General features: G+C 73.0%; 10 protein-coding genes. 9 read left to right on the top strand and 1 reads right to left on the bottom strand.

All coding sequences use genetic code 11. The features are described from left to right. Positions 1-78: 78 nt before the first annotated feature. Positions 79-906, top strand: coding sequence for a hypothetical protein (locus IEY95_RS30040; RefSeq protein WP_189189288.1), 828 nt, complete (start codon positions 79-81; stop codon positions 904-906). A 140-nt stretch (positions 907-1046) separates the two neighbouring features. Here IEY95_RS30040 and IEY95_RS30035 read toward each other — a convergent pair whose 3' ends face one another. Then, positions 1047-1229, bottom strand: coding sequence for a DUF6104 family protein (locus IEY95_RS30035; protein ID WP_005312030.1), 183 nt, complete (start codon positions 1227-1229; stop codon positions 1047-1049). A gap of 152 nt (positions 1230-1381) precedes the next feature. Here IEY95_RS30035 and IEY95_RS30030 point away from each other — a divergent pair, with 152 nt between their 5' ends. From IEY95_RS30030 to fxsT, 8 genes are all read left to right on the top strand, one after another. Beyond that, the gene (locus IEY95_RS30030) at positions 1382-1987 is read left to right on the top strand and encodes a CU044_2847 family protein (protein ID WP_189189287.1); all 606 of its coding nucleotides are present in this window, start codon (positions 1382-1384) and stop codon (positions 1985-1987) included. Further along, positions 1984-4098 carry a VMAP-C domain-containing protein gene (locus IEY95_RS30025; RefSeq protein WP_189189286.1) on the top strand — a complete coding sequence of 705 codons (2115 nt, stop codon included), beginning with the start codon at positions 1984-1986 and terminating at the stop codon, positions 4096-4098. Before IEY95_RS30030 ends, IEY95_RS30025 begins: the two co-directional genes overlap by 4 nt. A gap of 187 nt (positions 4099-4285) precedes the next feature. Then, complete coding sequence (locus IEY95_RS30020) at positions 4286-5314, top strand: AAA family ATPase (protein ID WP_189189285.1); 1029 nt, start codon at positions 4286-4288, stop codon at positions 5312-5314. A 6-nt stretch (positions 5315-5320) separates the two neighbouring features. Next, entirely contained in the window at positions 5321-8695 is a 3375-nt protein-coding gene (locus IEY95_RS30015) for an SAV_2336 N-terminal domain-related protein (RefSeq protein ID WP_189189284.1), read from the top strand. Between the two features lie 89 nt (positions 8696-8784). After that, positions 8785-8997: an FxSxx-COOH cyclophane-containing RiPP peptide gene (gene fxsA / locus IEY95_RS30010; protein ID WP_189189283.1), complete on the top strand. Its 213-nt coding sequence runs from the start codon at positions 8785-8787 to the stop codon at positions 8995-8997. Positions 8998-9238: 241 nt separating this feature from the next. Continuing rightward, positions 9239-10438, top strand: a complete 1200-nt coding sequence (locus IEY95_RS30005) for an FxsB family cyclophane-forming radical SAM/SPASM peptide maturase (protein WP_373294572.1) — start codon at positions 9239-9241, stop codon at positions 10436-10438. Then, positions 10435-12282, top strand: a complete 1848-nt coding sequence (locus IEY95_RS30000) for an aKG-HExxH-type peptide beta-hydroxylase (protein WP_229703469.1) — start codon at positions 10435-10437, stop codon at positions 12280-12282. Before IEY95_RS30005 ends, IEY95_RS30000 begins: the two co-directional genes overlap by 4 nt. A gap of 255 nt (positions 12283-12537) precedes the next feature. Continuing rightward, positions 12538-15549, top strand: coding sequence for an FxSxx-COOH system tetratricopeptide repeat protein (gene fxsT / locus IEY95_RS29995; RefSeq protein WP_189189282.1), 3012 nt, complete (start codon positions 12538-12540; stop codon positions 15547-15549). Positions 15550-15582 lie beyond the last annotated feature (33 nt).

Here is a 15582-nt window from a genome sequence, read left to right as displayed (position 1 = left end):
GCGGTTGCTGAAAGTCAAGACACCCGTTCTGGGGATCATGGGCGAGATGTAGGGGCCAAAACGTCCTAAAGTGGGGCCATGTCGACTGTGCCCGGCGAGTCCTCGGCCACGGCCCCCGGCGCCCTGCTCCTGTGCCGGGCGCACCCCGAGTCCGTCGGTCCCGCCGCCCAGCTGCTGCGCGAGCGGATGCTGCTCGCCGGGGCCGGTCCCGAGTGGAGCGTGCTGGTTCCCGAGGGCAAGCCCTGGCGGCACGGCGAGGAATCCGTCGACCGTGTGCTCAGCGGCTGGGCCGCGGCTCTCGCCGTCGGCGCCTCCTGGCCGGTACTCGCCCTGTGGTGGGACGCCGACCACAGTGGTTGCACTCTCGCCTCGGGCTTCCGTCGCACCGTCGGCTACGAATGGCTGGCCAACGGCACCCCGGTCGGCGAGGACGAGGCGATGCGCACGTTGGCCGCGCGGCTCGGTCTCGATCCGGTGCTGGACATGCAGTCCCTGGAGCAGTTGACGAAGCCCGACCCCGGTGCGGACGCACGCACGCGCGTGTGGACTCTGCTCACCGTCCTCACGCGCGCGGGGATGGTGCTTCCGGCCGGTATCAGCCCGGGAGAACCGACCGACCGGCTCCGTGAGGTGGCCCGGATCCAGCCCGGCGCCGAGCAGATCGAGTGGTCGGGGTGGCGTGCCGCCGTCCGCGCGGAAATCGACGTGATGGAAGGCGGCAGCCTGGCGTCCTGGTTCCGCGGCGCGAGGGCCCGTGACCTCGCCACGGCCGAGCTGGCCGCCGGCCTCCCGCTCACCGCCTGGGGCGTACGGCGCCGCAGTGCCGGCTGGATCGCCGCCGGCGCGCTCCTGGTGATCCACGGCGCTCTGGGCCTGGCATACGGCCACCTGCGCGCCTTCGACTGACGACCGCGAGTCCGACCGACGACCGCGACCGCGAGTCCCGAGGGGCGAGCCGACGAGCACCAAGCCCCCGGGGTGACGCCCACGCGTACGCAGCCCCCGGTGGCGTGACGCCCACGCTGTACGCAGCCCCGAGTGTCGCCCTACTCCTCGTCGTCCTCGTCGTCCAGCCGCGCCAGCCACGTCGCCAGCCGCTCCACCGGTACCTCGAAGTCCGGGTTGAGGTCGACGAACGTCCGCAGCTGTTCGGCGAGCCACTCGAAGGTGACCTCTTCCTCGCCCCGCCGCTTCTCAAGTTCCTCGATGCCACGGTCGGTGAAGTACATGGATGGTGCTCCGTCGGTGAAAGTGAAGTGGAACGCTGGGAAAAGGATAAGTGGGGCGCGTCGCGCGCGGAGGTCCTCTGTCGTGACCGCCTCCCTGCGGCTAGCCTGCAAGGTCGGCGGTACCACGGGGGCGTGGGGGAACGGGGGATGCCATGGGTGACGCAGTGACCCGGATCGCACGGATCGAGATGCCGGACGGGACGCCGGTCTGGGCCCGGATCTCGGGGGCCGAGGAGCTGGAGGAACCGTCCGGCGGGCTGTCGTACACGGACACGGGGTTCGGCGACCGGGTGGAGGCGCAGGTCGAGAGCCTGCAGTCGGTGATCACCAGTGTTGCGCGGTCGCTGGCCGCGCCGCTGCGGGCGGTGCGGCCCGACGAGGTCAGCGTCGAGTTCGGGATCGAGCTGACGGCCAAGGCGGGCAAGGTGGTCGGCCTCCTGGCGGACGGCGAGGCGAAGGCCGGCATCACGGTGACGCTCACCTGGAACGGCGGCCCACCGGACCTCGAAGAGACCGACGTGAACGCGCGGCCGAGCACCACCACCCCCCATACGCACCCGACCGGCACCGGCGGCAACGCACACCCGACCGGCACCGGCGGAAACGCACATCCGACCGGCACCGGCGGCAACCCGCAGCCAGGCTCAACCGGCCCAGACGCACGGGCGAACCCACCGGCCGACCCACACGCGGGCGCGTCCCCCGGCGCCCCGGCGCACGGCGGCTCCGGTGACGCCTCCGTCGGGGGCGGGGCATGACGGACGGGCACGCCCCGGGCGCACCGGGCGGCCCCGGGAACGCTCACCGTGCGCTGCGTGATCTCGTCACCGCGGCGACGGTGCGCATCCATCGAGCGGGGGCCGGGTATGCCCTGGACGAGCCCGGCACGTTCCTCGGGAGTGGCTATTTCGTCGCTCCGGAATGGGTTCTGACCTGCGCGCATGTGGCTCGGAGCGGGGAGGGGGGCGAGGTGACCGTGGTCTATGAGACGGGACCGGGCCGCGGTACGTCCGCTGTCGCGGGCGACGTGGCGACGACTCTCCCGCCCCATGTCGAGGGTGTGGTGCGCGGCAGTTGGCCGGCCCCCGACCTCGCGCTCGTCCGGCTGCGCGAGTCCGTCGACCACGACTGCGCCTATGTCACCGAGCGTCCGGTGGCGTACTACGAAGAGGCGAAGGTCTTGTACTCGGGCTGGTCCGTGGTCGGCGGTGAGCTGCGCCGGGTGAACGGGACCTGCACGGTGCAGGGCACCCTCGGTGGCTGGTCCGAGGGCGAGCAGATCCGGCTGGGCGGCGATGTGCTGCCGCCCGGCGTCTCGGGAGGGCCGGTCGTCGATCCCGTACGCGGTGAGGTCGTCGGTGTTCTGAAGTCGCAGGCGGACCGGGGGCTCGGCGGTACCTGCACGGGCGTGGAGCAGTTACGGTCCCTGCCGGTGCCGACGGGTGAGGTGCGAGGCGAGGACGCGGATCTGTACCAGGCCGTCTTCCGCGCCCACGACCGCTATCACCGTGACCGGCAGCGCCATCCCGACTACGACGGCAACACCTGGGCCGACGTGCAGGGTCAGCTCGGCGCGCGGCCCGGCCGCGCCTTCAGCCCGTTCGAGCGGACCCGGTTGCTCGGCAGGCTCGCCGATCTGCCGCCTCCGGCCAGTACCGGCGAGCTGTTCGGCATCCTCGAATCCCTGCTGGGCAGCCATGCGGCGATCCCGCACCCGGCGCCGCGCGCCTGGCGCGACGGCCTCGGGGCGCTGTACGAGAGCTCGCGCCAGGACGGCGCGTTGGAACTGGTCATCGACTATGTGGTGCGGGTCATGACCGCCGAGCGCCCCTTCGTCGACGCCGATACCAAGAGCGCGGAGCGGGCCTTGTGGCGCTGGGCGTGGCGGGCCGCGGAGAGCCTTGGCGTCAGGTACCGCCGCCAGCTCGCGCAGCGGAAGGTCGAGAGCCTCCGGCCTTTGCTGAACCGTGCCGAGTATCAGGCGGAGGCACAGAGGGCGCGCGCCCTGGCGCATGGCGCCGAGGGTGCGCCCCGTCCCTACGCCCTGCTCGAACTGGAACAGCTGGGCTGGGAACGGGACCGCTACGACTGGCGGGTCTCCGTGGGCCGTCCCGACGGGGAGGTGGTGCGACTGGGCGAGGACAAGCGCATTCCGCTGGCCGAACTCACCGGCAGTCTCGCGGCGCCCCTGGCGGAAGCCTTCCGGCAGTGCGACCAGCCCTGGCGGCCCGCGGTTCTCCAGGTGGCGCTGCCCCATCAGCTGCTCGGACTGGACGTCGACGCCTGGCGGTTCGCGCCGGACGCGCCACCGCTCGGCGCCCACCGGCCGGTGGTCGTGCGCTGCGCCGACCGGGAGCAGCTGCCCGACGAGGGCGACTTCATCGACCGGCAGCTGCCCGCCGACGAGGAGCAGCACGAGCGCGAGGCCCGCTGGCGGTGGATCCACGCGTACGGTGGGAAGGCCGAAGTCCTGGACTGCGAGGACGGGTTGCGGGTATCCGTACCGTCCACGGAGTCGCTGCGCGGGCTGCCCCACACCACGGTCCCGGTGCTGTGCCGCTACGGAGACCATCGTTTCGAGGACGACCCGGTCGCGTTGTTGCGGATCGTGCACGGCGGCTACGGCGTCGCGCTGTGGCGGCGCCGGCCGCGCCAACCGGACGCCGTCTGCGGTGAGTTCCACAGGCGCGTCGGCGACACCATCGCGGAGGCGGGCAGCGCGGAGCGGCTTCCCGAAGTCGTCCACGCGTTGCGGGTGGGGCTGCGCGCAGGCCTGCGGGAGACCAACTGGGCCGACGGCATCGCCCTGTTCTATGACGATCCGAGCCTGCATCTGCCCGGTACCGGTGACCTGTTGGAGGCGCCATGACCGTGGCATACGGCGCTCCGTCGCGCCTGGCCGCCATGAAGGCCAACTGGGTTTTCACGGCGCCGAATTGGGCCGTCACGAGCCCGTACTGGGCTCTTTCGGCGGTCATCGAGGGTCGATACGGTGATGCACGCTCCCGCATGTTCGACGGCGGCCATGGTGGACGAGTGACGACGAGGACTGGGCAATGACCGAATCCAGCGAGTGGCTCATCTACCGAGGTGCCGGTGAACCCCACGACGGCATAGACCGCCTCCCGGCCCCACCCCCCTGGCGCGACTTCGCGAGCCGGGACGCGGCGGGGAGAAACGGTGACGGCTCCGAGGACCGCAGGCTGGGCGCGCACCGGCATCTGGCCGAGCTGCACCGGCCGGGCGCCGAGGAACTCGAAATGATCAACGCGGCGCTCTATCTGCGCCGGCCTCTGCTGGTCACCGGCAGCCCGGGCGCCGGCAAGAGCACGCTCGCCCACTCGGTGGCGTACGAACTGGGCCTGGGCAATGTGCTGCGCTGGCCGATCGTCAGCCGGTCCACGCTGCAGGACGGGCTGTACCACTACGACGCGATCGCCCGCCTCCAGGACGTGCAGATCGCCGCCCCGCAGGGCACCGATCCGGCCACGCCCGGGGCTCCCGGCTCGGTCGAGGGCATCGGCAGCTACATCCGGCTCGGCCCCCTCGGCACCGCTCTGCTGCCGTCCGACGCCCCGCGAGTGCTGCTCATCGACGAGCTGGACAAGAGCGACATCGATCTGCCCAACGACCTGCTGAACGTGCTCGAGGAGGGCGAGTTCGCCATTCCCGAGCTGGAGCGCGTCGCCGACCGGCTGCCCGGCGGCGAGGCCGAGGTGCTCACCGCCGACGGCACCAAGGCTCGGGTGCGCGACGGCCGGGTGCGCTGCCGCGCGTTCCCCTTCGTGGTGCTCACCAGCAATGGCGAGCGCGATTTCCCCGCCCCCCTCATGCGCCGGTGCATCCACCTCGAACTGGGGCGCCCGGACCACAAGCGGCTCGCCACCTTCGTACGCGCCCATCTCGGCGATGAGGCCGCGCGCGCCGGGGACGATCTCATCACCCACTTCCTGGAGCGCTCGCGCAGCGAACTCGTCGCGGCCGACCAGCTGTTGAACGCCATCTACCTCACCGACGCGGCCGCCCCGCCCAGCCGCGACCGTCTCGCGGACCTGCTCATCCAGCGACTCGACCGCCCGAGGTGAGGCCCGATGCCTGACGCCGCGGCGCGCCACGGTCCCGACACACCCGGTGGGGCGGGAGGCACCGCCCTGCCCGGCCGCGACCCGATCGCCGAACTCGTCGCCCGGATGCGGCAGATCGGGCTGGACCCCGACGCCCAGCAGCTGTGCGACAGTCTCTGGCTGGCCCGCTGGGCGCGCCCGACCGAAGCGGTCGAACCGGCCGAGGGCGGCGTCCCGGCGTACGGCTCCCTGCCCGGTGCCGGGGGCGACCTGCTCCCGGAGCGCACGGACCCGTCCGTCACCGCTCCGGAGCCGCCCGGCGACGGCAGTGAACCGCCTCCGCAGGACGGGGGAGTGGACCGGCGTGTCGCCCTCTATCCCGTGCCGCGGGACGGCGCGCCGCAGGGGCACGGGCAGGGCCGGGTGACGGTGCTGCCGATCGGGGTGCCCGCCGCACCCGCGTTCCCCGCCCCGCTCGAACTCCAGCGCGCATTACGGCCGTTGCAGGGCTACCGGACCGCCGCGCCGCCCCTGCGCACGGTCCTCGACGAGACGGCGACCGCGGAGCTGAGCGCCCGGGCGGGCGGTCTGGTCCTGCCGGTGTTCCGCGGGGTGACGCGGGCCGACGCGGCACTCCAGCTGGTGATGGACGCCTCCTCGTCGATGCGGGTGTGGGACCGGATGTTCGCCGAACTGGAGCAGGTCTTCGGTCAGTTGGGCGCCTTCTGGGACATCGAGGTCAGCCATCTGCACCAGGGCCCGGACGGTGAGCCCGCCGTCAGCCGCAGTCCCGAGCCAGGCGCGGCCCCGCTGCACTCCGCCGACCGGCTGAGCGACCCCACGGGCCGCCGGATCACGCTTCTTGTCAGCGACTGCGCGGGGCCCCTGTGGCACAGCGGCCACGCCCACCGACTGCTGCACCACCTGTCCCGCCTCGGCCCCGCCGCCGTGATCCAGCCGCTGCCGCAGCGCATGTGGAACCGCACCCGACTCCCCGTGTCGTACGGCGATTTGACGCGCGGCGAGGCGCTCGCGGGCGCGGCCACCCTGAAGGTCCGGCTGTCGACCGGCGCCCCGCCGGAGGCCCGCGCCGGCGCGCTGCCCGTGCCGGTACTGCCTCCCGAGCCTGCCGCGCTCGGCGCATGGGCGCGGCTGCTGTCCGGGGCCGGCGCGGGACCCGTCGCCGGTGCCGTCGGCTGGGTGCGCCACGACCATCCGCCCGCCCGGGCCGCCCGCCCCGGGCGCCGGCTGTCCGCGCTCGAACTGGTCAGCCGGTTCCGCTCCAACGCCTCGAAGACGGCCGGACGCCTGGCCGGCTATCTGGCGGCGGCACCCCTCAGTCTCCCCGTGATGCAGCTCGTGCAGCGCACCATGCTGCCCGACTCCGGGCCGTCCGAACTGGCCGAGGTCCTGCTCAGCGGCCTGGTGTCACGCGCCAAGGGGGAGGACTTCGGGGCGGACGGCGCCCAGTGGTACGAGTTCGCGCCCGGCGTGCAAGAGGCGCTCCTGTCGCCGCTGGGCCGCGACGAGGCCATGCTGGTGCTCAAGCACTGCTCGGAGTACATCGAGTACCGCTTCGGCAAGGGCGGACCCAACTTCCCGGCCCTGGCGCTCGCGCAGCTCGGAGAGGGCGGCTCCGGGCGGCCGTACGCGCCGGGCGCCGGATATCCGGGCGAGAACGGCGACAACGGCGGCGCCACTCTGGTCCCGCAGCCCTTCGCCGAGGTCGCCGCGCGGGTCCTGGAGCGCTTCATGCCGCTGCCGGAACAGTTCGCCCTGTACGGCGCCCGGGGGCGCACCGACCTGCCCGACGAGCGGCCCACCCACGCGGCGGTGACCCGGGCCCGCTCCCTGGCCGGGCAGTTCGACACCGACGGCATGGTGCAGGACCTCATCGACGCCGTACAACTGCTGCGCGGCGCCACCGAGCACGAACTGCCCCCAGGCGCCGACCCGGAGCTGTGGGCCGAGTACGCCAACTGTGTGCTGCGGCTGTGGGAGGTGCAGGGCGGCGCGGAGCTGCTGCGCGAGGCGGAGGCGGCCGCCGAACGGGCCGTCGCCCACCCGCGTGCGCTGCGCGAACGGGCCGTGCTGGCAAGGGTGCTGCACGCCGCCGCCATCGACCGCAGGCGCCGCGGCGACCGGCGCGGCGCGCTCGATCTGCTGCAACGCGCCGATCGCGAGTACGCGGTGGCCTGCGCCGCGCCCGACCTGGAGGCCGAAGAAGCCCTGCGACTCACGCTGGAGCGCGTGCGCGCCCTGGAGGCCCAGTGGCGCCTCGGCGGGGACAGCGCGCTGCTCCAGGGCGCGGTCGGCATGCTGGAGGCGTTCGCCGACGCCTGGCCCGACCGGCGTCACCGCCCGCCCGAACTGCCGCTGGCGCATGGCCGTGTCCTGCTGCGCCTGTCCAGCGCCACCGCCGACCACGAACAGGCCCGGCTGTACGCGGAACAGGGCGCGCACTCCTTGCGCGCCGCCCTGGAACCCGGCCCCGAGCCCGGGCTCCCCGCCGCCGGTGAGCCGTCCCGGGTCCGTATCCTCCTCGACCTCGTCGACGCGATCCTGAAGTCGGGCGGCGCGCTGGACGACGCCCAGGCACACGTCGACGAGGCGTTGAGTCTGACCCGTGAACAGGGCCTGCGGGCGGCGCTGTTGGTGCGCGCGGGGCGCGTCAAGGCGGCGCGGTACACCGAGTCGGGTGACCCGCGCGAGCTCCAGGACGCGGCCGAACGCTTCGAGCAGGCCTCCCGGGGCGTGCCGCGGGACGCCCCCGCGCACGCGGACATCCTCGCCGAATGGGGCGAAGTGCTGCTGCGCCGGGCGGTTCCCGCCAACGGCCCCGGCACGCGCGAGTCGCTGTCCCAGGCCATCCGGGTGCTGCGCGACTGCCGGACCGAAACCCCCGCGGGCAGCGGAGAACTCGCGTACCGGCTGCTGCTGCTCGGCCGCGCCCTGATGCTGCGCTACCGGGCCCGGGGCGACCGGGTGGATCTGCGCGAGGCCGAGCACCTCTTCGGGCTCGCGGCGCTGGAGGCCGGCGAACCGCTGACGGCCGCGCGCTGCTGGCTGGAGCTCGGGCAGGCGCAGTTCGAGGCCTACCAGAGCCTGGGTCGGCCCGCCCGGCTCGACGAGGCGGTCGACGCCTTCCGCGCCGCCGCCGAGTCGGCACGTGACGCCGAGGAGGAGGCGGAGACGGACCGCCGTCGCGAGGCGGCCGTGGAACTGGGTGCGCAGGCGCATCACTGGCGGGGTATGTCCTACGAGGCGGCGGCGCGCCCGCGTGCCGCACGCGAGGCCTACCGGGCCGCCCGGGCCGAGTGGTCCAGGCTGCCGGACGGCGCCGTCGGCACGGGCGAGCCGACGGCTCGGCAGACGGCACAGCGGCTGGCCGAGCTGGAGTGAGGGAGCGCCTGCCCGGCGGCCGCCGGGGCGGGGTGAGGGAGCGCCTGTCCGGCTGGTGCCGGAGCGGAGCGAGGGAAGAGGGGGAGGACATGGGTGCACGGGACGACGCACTGGATTCCGACGTCGCAGCGGAGCGGCTGCGGGATCTGCCGGATGCGCAGATTCTGCCGGACCTGCTGGAGCTGGACCTCGCGGACCTCAGGACGATTCAACACCCGGTACTGACCGAGGTGTTGGAGGAGCTGAGGGAACGTGCCGGGCAGCCGAGCGAGATGCTCTGGGGGTTCAACAACGCGTTCTGAGGGACGATCCGAGGGGCGAGATGAATAGAGAAGTAATCAATCTCCGTTCACAAGGCGTCAGTTCCGGTCGGCTCTGTTATTGAACCGGACAAGTTCGATCGTGCCGCGTTTGCGTCCGGCCCCCGCCAGGGAATGCCGCCCCGTACGGGCAGGGGGCCGTGACGCGGACCGTACCGTGGGATCGCGGGCCGTAGAGCATGGGGGTGCCGGAGTGTCTGAAGAGGCGACCTCCGCGACCTCGATCGCAGCTGTCCGGGCGACCTCGATCACCTCTGTCCCGACACTCGAACCGCCGTTCCCCTTCCGGCAGTTCATCGTCAAGGCGCACGGCCGCTGCAACCTCGCCTGCCGCTACTGCTACCTCTACGAGGGCCCCGACCGCACCTGGCGCAGCCGCCCCGCCGCCGCCCCGCCCGATGTGCTGGCCCGGACCGCGCTACGGATCGGAGAGCACGCGCGCGCCCACGGCATGAGGGCGCTCTCCCTCGTCCTGCACGGCGGCGAGCCGCTGCTCGCGGGCGCGGACACGCTCGCCCGCTTCGCCGATCTCGTACGCGACCGGGTCCCGGACTCGTGCACCGTGCACGCCACCGTCCAGACCAACGCCACCCTGCTCACCGAGCGGCGGCTCGCCGTGCTGGCCGGGCACGGCATCCGCGTCGGCATCAGCCTCGACGGCGGCCTGCCCGCGCACAACACGTTGCGCACCGACCGCGCGGGGCGCCCGTCCTGGCCCGCCGCCGCGCGCGGCGCCCGCCTGATCGCCGACCGCTTCCCCGAGGTGTACGCCGGGATCCTCACGGTCGTGGACCCCACGACCGACCCGGTCGAGCTGTACGAGTCGCTCCTGGCCCTGCGGCCGCCGGCCCTCGACCTGCTGCTGCCGCACGGCAACTGGTCGGCCCCGCCGCCGCATTGGGACGGCACCGATGTTCCGTACGGGGACTGGCTGTGTGCCGTCTTCGACCGCTGGTGGGGGGCCGGGCGGCGGGAGACGCGCGTGCGGCTCTTCGAGGAGTGCCTGGCGCTGCTGTTCGGGCTGCCCGCCGCCACCGAGTCGCTGGGGCTGGCCCCGTTCGACGCCGTCGTCGTGGAGACGGACGGGTCGATCGAGCAGGTCGACTCCCTGAAGTCCTGCTACGAGGGGGCGGCGGAGACCGGCCTCGACGTCTTCCGGCACAGCTTCGACGAGGCCCTGCGTCACCCCGGCGTGGCGGCCCGGCAGACGGGCGCAGCCTCGCTCGCCGCGCGATGCCGTGCCTGCCCGCTCCTCTCCGTCTGCGGCGGCGGCCACTACGCCCACCGCTACCGGGCCGGAGACGGCTTCGCCAACCCCTCCGTCTACTGCGCCGACCTTCAGCGCTTCATCCGCCATGTGGCGGGGCGGCTCGCGGGGGCCGCCGCGCCCGTCACCGCCTCTCTCGAAGGAGGCACCCCGTGATCCTGCCGGTGGTCCCGGACCGGGCCCTGACCGAACTCGGCCGCACCGAAGGCGGCCCCGAGACCCTGGGCCTCCTCGTACGCGACCAGTACACGCGCCGGTTGCTGCTGCTGCGCGCGGTGCTCGACGCGGTGGAGGCGGCCGACCCCGGGGTCTGCTCCGCCGACGCCCGGGCGCGGCTGCGGGAGGACTGGGGTCTGCTGGAGGAGGCGGACCGGGTGGAGCCGCCCGTCCGGCGGGGCGGCTGGGGGTACGAGGACGGCTCGGGAATCGCGGGGGTGAGCCGCACCGGGCCCTGGACCGGTGCGGGTGCCGCCCCCGCGGACGCGAGGGCGCCCGGGGGCCGTGCTGTTGCCGACCCGGCGTCGGCCACGTACGGACAGGTGGCGGAGACGGCGTCCGGGGGCGGCCCCGGTGTAGCTCCGGGGCCGGGTGCGTACGCGGACCCGGACGGACCGGGTGTGTACGCGGACCCGGACGGGCCGGGTGTGTACGCGGACCCGGACGTGGAGTCGGCGGCGTCGAACGGCGATTCCCGAGTCGGCCCGCGGTCAGTGGCGTACCGAGCCGTCGGGGCGCCGGTGTCCGAGGGCGGCGGCGATGTCGGCCCGGTATCCACGACCGGGGCCGGGCGCGCCCTCGCCGGAGTCACGCTCTCGCCGGTTCGTACCCAGCTCCTGCACCCCTTCGTCGGACCGTGGGCCCGGCACTGTCTGCGCGGGCTCGGCGCGGCCGCCGGGCCGCGCGCCGGGCGGGACGGGCGCGAACTCAGCCGTGATCTGGCCTACTTCGGGGCGCTCGCCGCGGTCCTCGCCGCCCGCGCGGGGGTGTCCTACGCGGTACGGCTGAGGGCGCGCGACGGCGTGCTCACCCTGCCGTCCCTCGGGGCGCTGCGCACATCCGCGTCCGGGGACGTCCCGGTCGACGTCGTGCACCGCAGGGGGATTCTGACCCTGCGCCGCCGTGGCGAGAAGAACATCGTCGTGCGCCTGCAGGGCGGCGGCTTCGGTGCCTGGTCCGAGGCCGCCGCGTGGGCACCCGCCTACGCGCTGCCCGGTCTGCTGCCCGGCTCGGACCCCGTACCCCTGGACGATCTCGACCCGTACCGCACCGCGCGTGGCGGCCCCCAGCACCACGAGCTCAGCGGACCGGTCGCCCTCGACGACGCCGAGCGCAAGCGCTGGCTGCAGTCGTGGTCGGGCATCGCCTCCGTTCTCCGACCAGGTGGCGAGCACCGCGTCACGGAGGCTGTGGCCCTGCTGCGCTGTCTGGTCCCGTTGTCCGCGCCGCCCGGCTCGACGGCCGGCGGCCGGACCACCGGCAGCTGCAGCGGCACCCGGCGTGAGGCCTTCGGCGCCCTCCTCAGCAGCACCCCGCCCACACCCATGACCTTCGCGGCCACGCTGGTGCACGAACTGCAGCACACCAAACTGGCGGCACTCAGCGACATGCTGACGCTCCACCACGCCGGTCCGCAGGCACGTTACTTCGCGCCCTGGCGCCCCGACCCGCGCCCGTACGACGGCCTGTTGCAGGGCACGTACTCCCACCTCGCGCTGGCGGACTTCTTCCAGCGCACCGCGCTCGTCACCACCCACCCGGCCCACCGGGACTCCGCGTGGGCCCAGCACGCCCGCTACCGCGAGCAGGTCGGGGCCGTACTGCCGGCCCTCGTCGGATCGGGGGACCTCACGGCGCAGGGGCGCCGGTTCGTCGACCAGATGGTCGCGGTCTACGAACGGCTCGCCGAGCATCCCGCGCCGCGCGGGCAGACGGCGCGCGCTGAGGCGTACATACGGGCGGCCCGCGCGCTGTGGACGCAGCGCCACGTGCCGGGCGAGTAAGCCGGGAGCCGGGGTGAACCAGCCATGCGCGGCGCGCACCGGACGTATCGCGCACCCGCCGAACGCGCCGCGCCACCGGCTCGATTGAGCCATCCTCGCCGAAAGCCGCGGGTTCCCGGACGCGGGACGATCAGTGCGCCAAGATCGTCGCTTGAAAAGGATGGAAAGGAACCGTGAAGCAAGCGACTGGTATCCGTCAGTGCCTATCGCCGGACCTCGCAGCGGTTCTAAAATTTCGCGCGGGGAGGCCGCTGCATGTCTGGAGCTCGTACGCCGGTCGGGCCAACCGAGAGGGGGGCCGCGAAGCAGACCGTCACGATCAGCTTCGCCGGTTTCAACCGGGCCTGGGCGGCCTGGATCGGGGATCGTCTGGAGCGACGTGGTCATCGCGTCGTGTACCAGCGCTGGGATTCCCCGGCCGAGGTACCGCTCGTGGACCTGCTGCGCGACCTGAAGCTCGCCCAGGGTCGCATTCTGATCGTCGTCAGTGAGTGGTACTTCCAGCTGGGCCCGCGCACCCACGACGAGTGGAACACCGCGTTGCGCGAGGTCGTCGCCCCCGAGCCGACCCGTTTCGCGGCCGTCTCCGTCACCACCAGTCCGGTGCCCACCGCCGCCGCCGTACTCGGCGCGGTCGAGCTCAACAACACGGGTGCCGACGAGGCCGAGCGTCGCGTCCTGGACCGCCTCGACCTGCCCGCCGACCCCCTGCCGGAGTCCGTCGAGGGCGCGCGCCGGGGCCCGCGCTTCCCCGCGGCCATGCCCGAGGTGTGGGGCGGCGTGCCCCGCCGCAACACCCGCTTCACCGGCCGTGAGCCGCTGCTGAACGACGCCTACCATCTTCTCCAGGGCGCCGAGTCGGGAGCCGGCGTGGTCACCCTGCACGGCATGTCGGGCGTGGGCAAGACCCAGCTCGCGGCGGAGTACGTGTACCGCTTCGGCTCCGAGTACGACGTGGTGTGGTGGGTCAACGCCGAGAAACGGGTCACCTATCGGCGCCGGCTGGCCGAACTGGCACCGCAGTTGGGGCTGTCGACGGGCGCCGAGTACGGCGAGCGGCTGCGCGCGGTGCGGGACTCGCTGCGCCGCGGCGACCCGTACGCCCGCTGGCTGCTGATCCTGGACGGCGCCGACGAGCCGGACCAGATCTACGACCTCGTCCCCACCGGCCCCGGCCATGTCCTGATCACCTCGCGCAACCCCGAGTGGAGCGAGCACAACAGCAAGCTGCTGGAAGTGCCGGTCTACGCCCGCGACGAGTCCGTCGCCTTCATCCGCCGCCGGGCGCCCCGCCTCGGCGAGCCCGAGGCCGACCAGCTCGCCGAAGCGCTGGAGGACCTGCCGCTCCTGCTCGACCAGACGGCGGGCTGGCTCAACGACTCCGACCTCTCCGTGCAGGAGTACATCGCCCTCCTGGAGGGCGGCATCGACCAGGACGTCGTCAAGATCTCCGCCGACTTCCCGGTCGCCTTCCAGACCGCCTGGTCGATACTGCTGAACAAGCTCCGGGACACCGTCCCGGAGTCCGTCGACCTGCTCCGCCTGTGCACCTTCTTCGCACCCGGCTTCATCCCCGTACGCCTTCTGAAGGAGATGCCGCACGACGAGCTGCCCGAGCAGATCGCCGGCCTCCTCAACGACCCGCTCCTGTGGAACAAGGCGATCAACCAGCTCCGCCAGTACTCGGTCGTCCGCCTGGAGTCCCACGAGGCGGCCACCGACGAGGCCGCGTCCTCCGGCGAGTCCCTGTACCTCCACCGGATGGTCCACCAGATCGTCCACAAGGACATGCCGGACGAGGACCGCCGCGAGTTCATCGACGTCGTACGCCGGGCACTGGCCGCCGCCGATCCGCGCCGCCCCACCGACACCCGGTTGTGGCCCGGATACGCGGAGATCGTCCCGCACCTGAAGTACGCGGACGTGCTGAAGAGCAAGGACCCGGCGGTGCAGACGCTGGTGTTCAACTGTCTTCGGTACATGTACATTTCGGGCGAGTACCGGGCGGGCATCAAACTCGGTGAACGCGCCCTGAAGGCCTGGCGGACACTGCTCGGCGAGAACCATCCGAGGATCTGGGAACTGACCCACCACTACGCCAACCTGCTGCGCGAGGTCGGCGACTACCAGCGTACGGAGATGATCGAGCGCGCCGCCGTCGACCATCTGCGCGAACAACGGGGTGAGCAGGACCTGGACCACCTGCGCGCGGTCAGCGGTCTCGCCGCCGACCTGCGCGGCCTCGCCCGCTACGACGAGGCGCTGGAACTCTCCCAGCGGCTCGCGGTGACGTACCGGGAGCTCCTGGGTGAACAGGACTCGCGGACCCTGGGAGCCCAGAACAACCTGGCGGTGTCCCTGCGGCTGCTCGGCCGCTATGAGGAGGCACTGGACATCGACCGGCGGACGATGGAGGCACGCAGGTTGTTGCTGCGGGCGCGGCATCCGTGGGCGCTGAGTTCCGAGTGGTCCTACGCGACGGATCTGCGCCTTCTCGGCCGTTATGCCGAGGCCGAGTCGATCCAGGCCAAGAACGTGCGCGAGTACCGTCTCGTCATGGGGTCCGACGCGCCGCCGACCCTGGAGGCCGAACACAATCTCGCCCTGTGCCACTACCGCAGCGGCGACCGCGCCTCGGCGGGCACGCTGCTGACCCGCGTGCTGGAGCGGTGTGAGCGCGTCCTGGGCGAGACCGACCCACAGACCCTGAGGTTCGCCGCCACCACCAGCTGTTTCCTGCGAGAGCACGGCGATATCGATCAGGCGCGGGAGCTCGGCGAGTCCGTCGTCGCCCGCTATGAGGTGATGCTCGCCGAGGGGCACCCCTTCATCGCCGGGGTCCGGGCCAACCACGCCCTGGTCCTGCGGAGCGTCGGCGAACGGGACCAGGCGCATGCGGTCATCGAACAGGTGCTGGCCGATATGACCACGGCGGTGGGGGAGAACCATCCCTGGACGCTGGGCTGTGCCATCAACGCCGCCGCTCTGCGCAACCTCGTCGGCGATCCCGAGTCGGCGGCGTCACTCAGCCAGGAGGCGGTCACGCGGGCCACCGAGGCCCTCGGGCGCACTCACCCGCTGACGCTCTCGGCCCGCATCGCCTTCGCGGCGGACCTGCGCGGAATCAGGGACCGTCGGCAGGCCGAGAAGATGGAGCAGGAAGCCCTCTCCGACCTGGCCGCCACGCTGGGCCCCCAGCACGTCCACACCATCTCGGCCCGCTCCCGCAACCGGCCCTACTGGGACTTCGAACCCCTGTCGACCTGATCCCCGAGTCGCCCACCCCGGCGCGCATAACCC

The sequence above is a fragment of the Streptomyces albiflavescens genome, assembly GCF_014645835.1.
Lineage (GTDB): Bacteria > Actinomycetota > Actinomycetes > Streptomycetales > Streptomycetaceae > Streptomyces > Streptomyces albiflavescens.
Note: the sequence above shows the minus strand (reverse complement) of the source record. Positions and strands in the feature narration are given on the sequence as shown.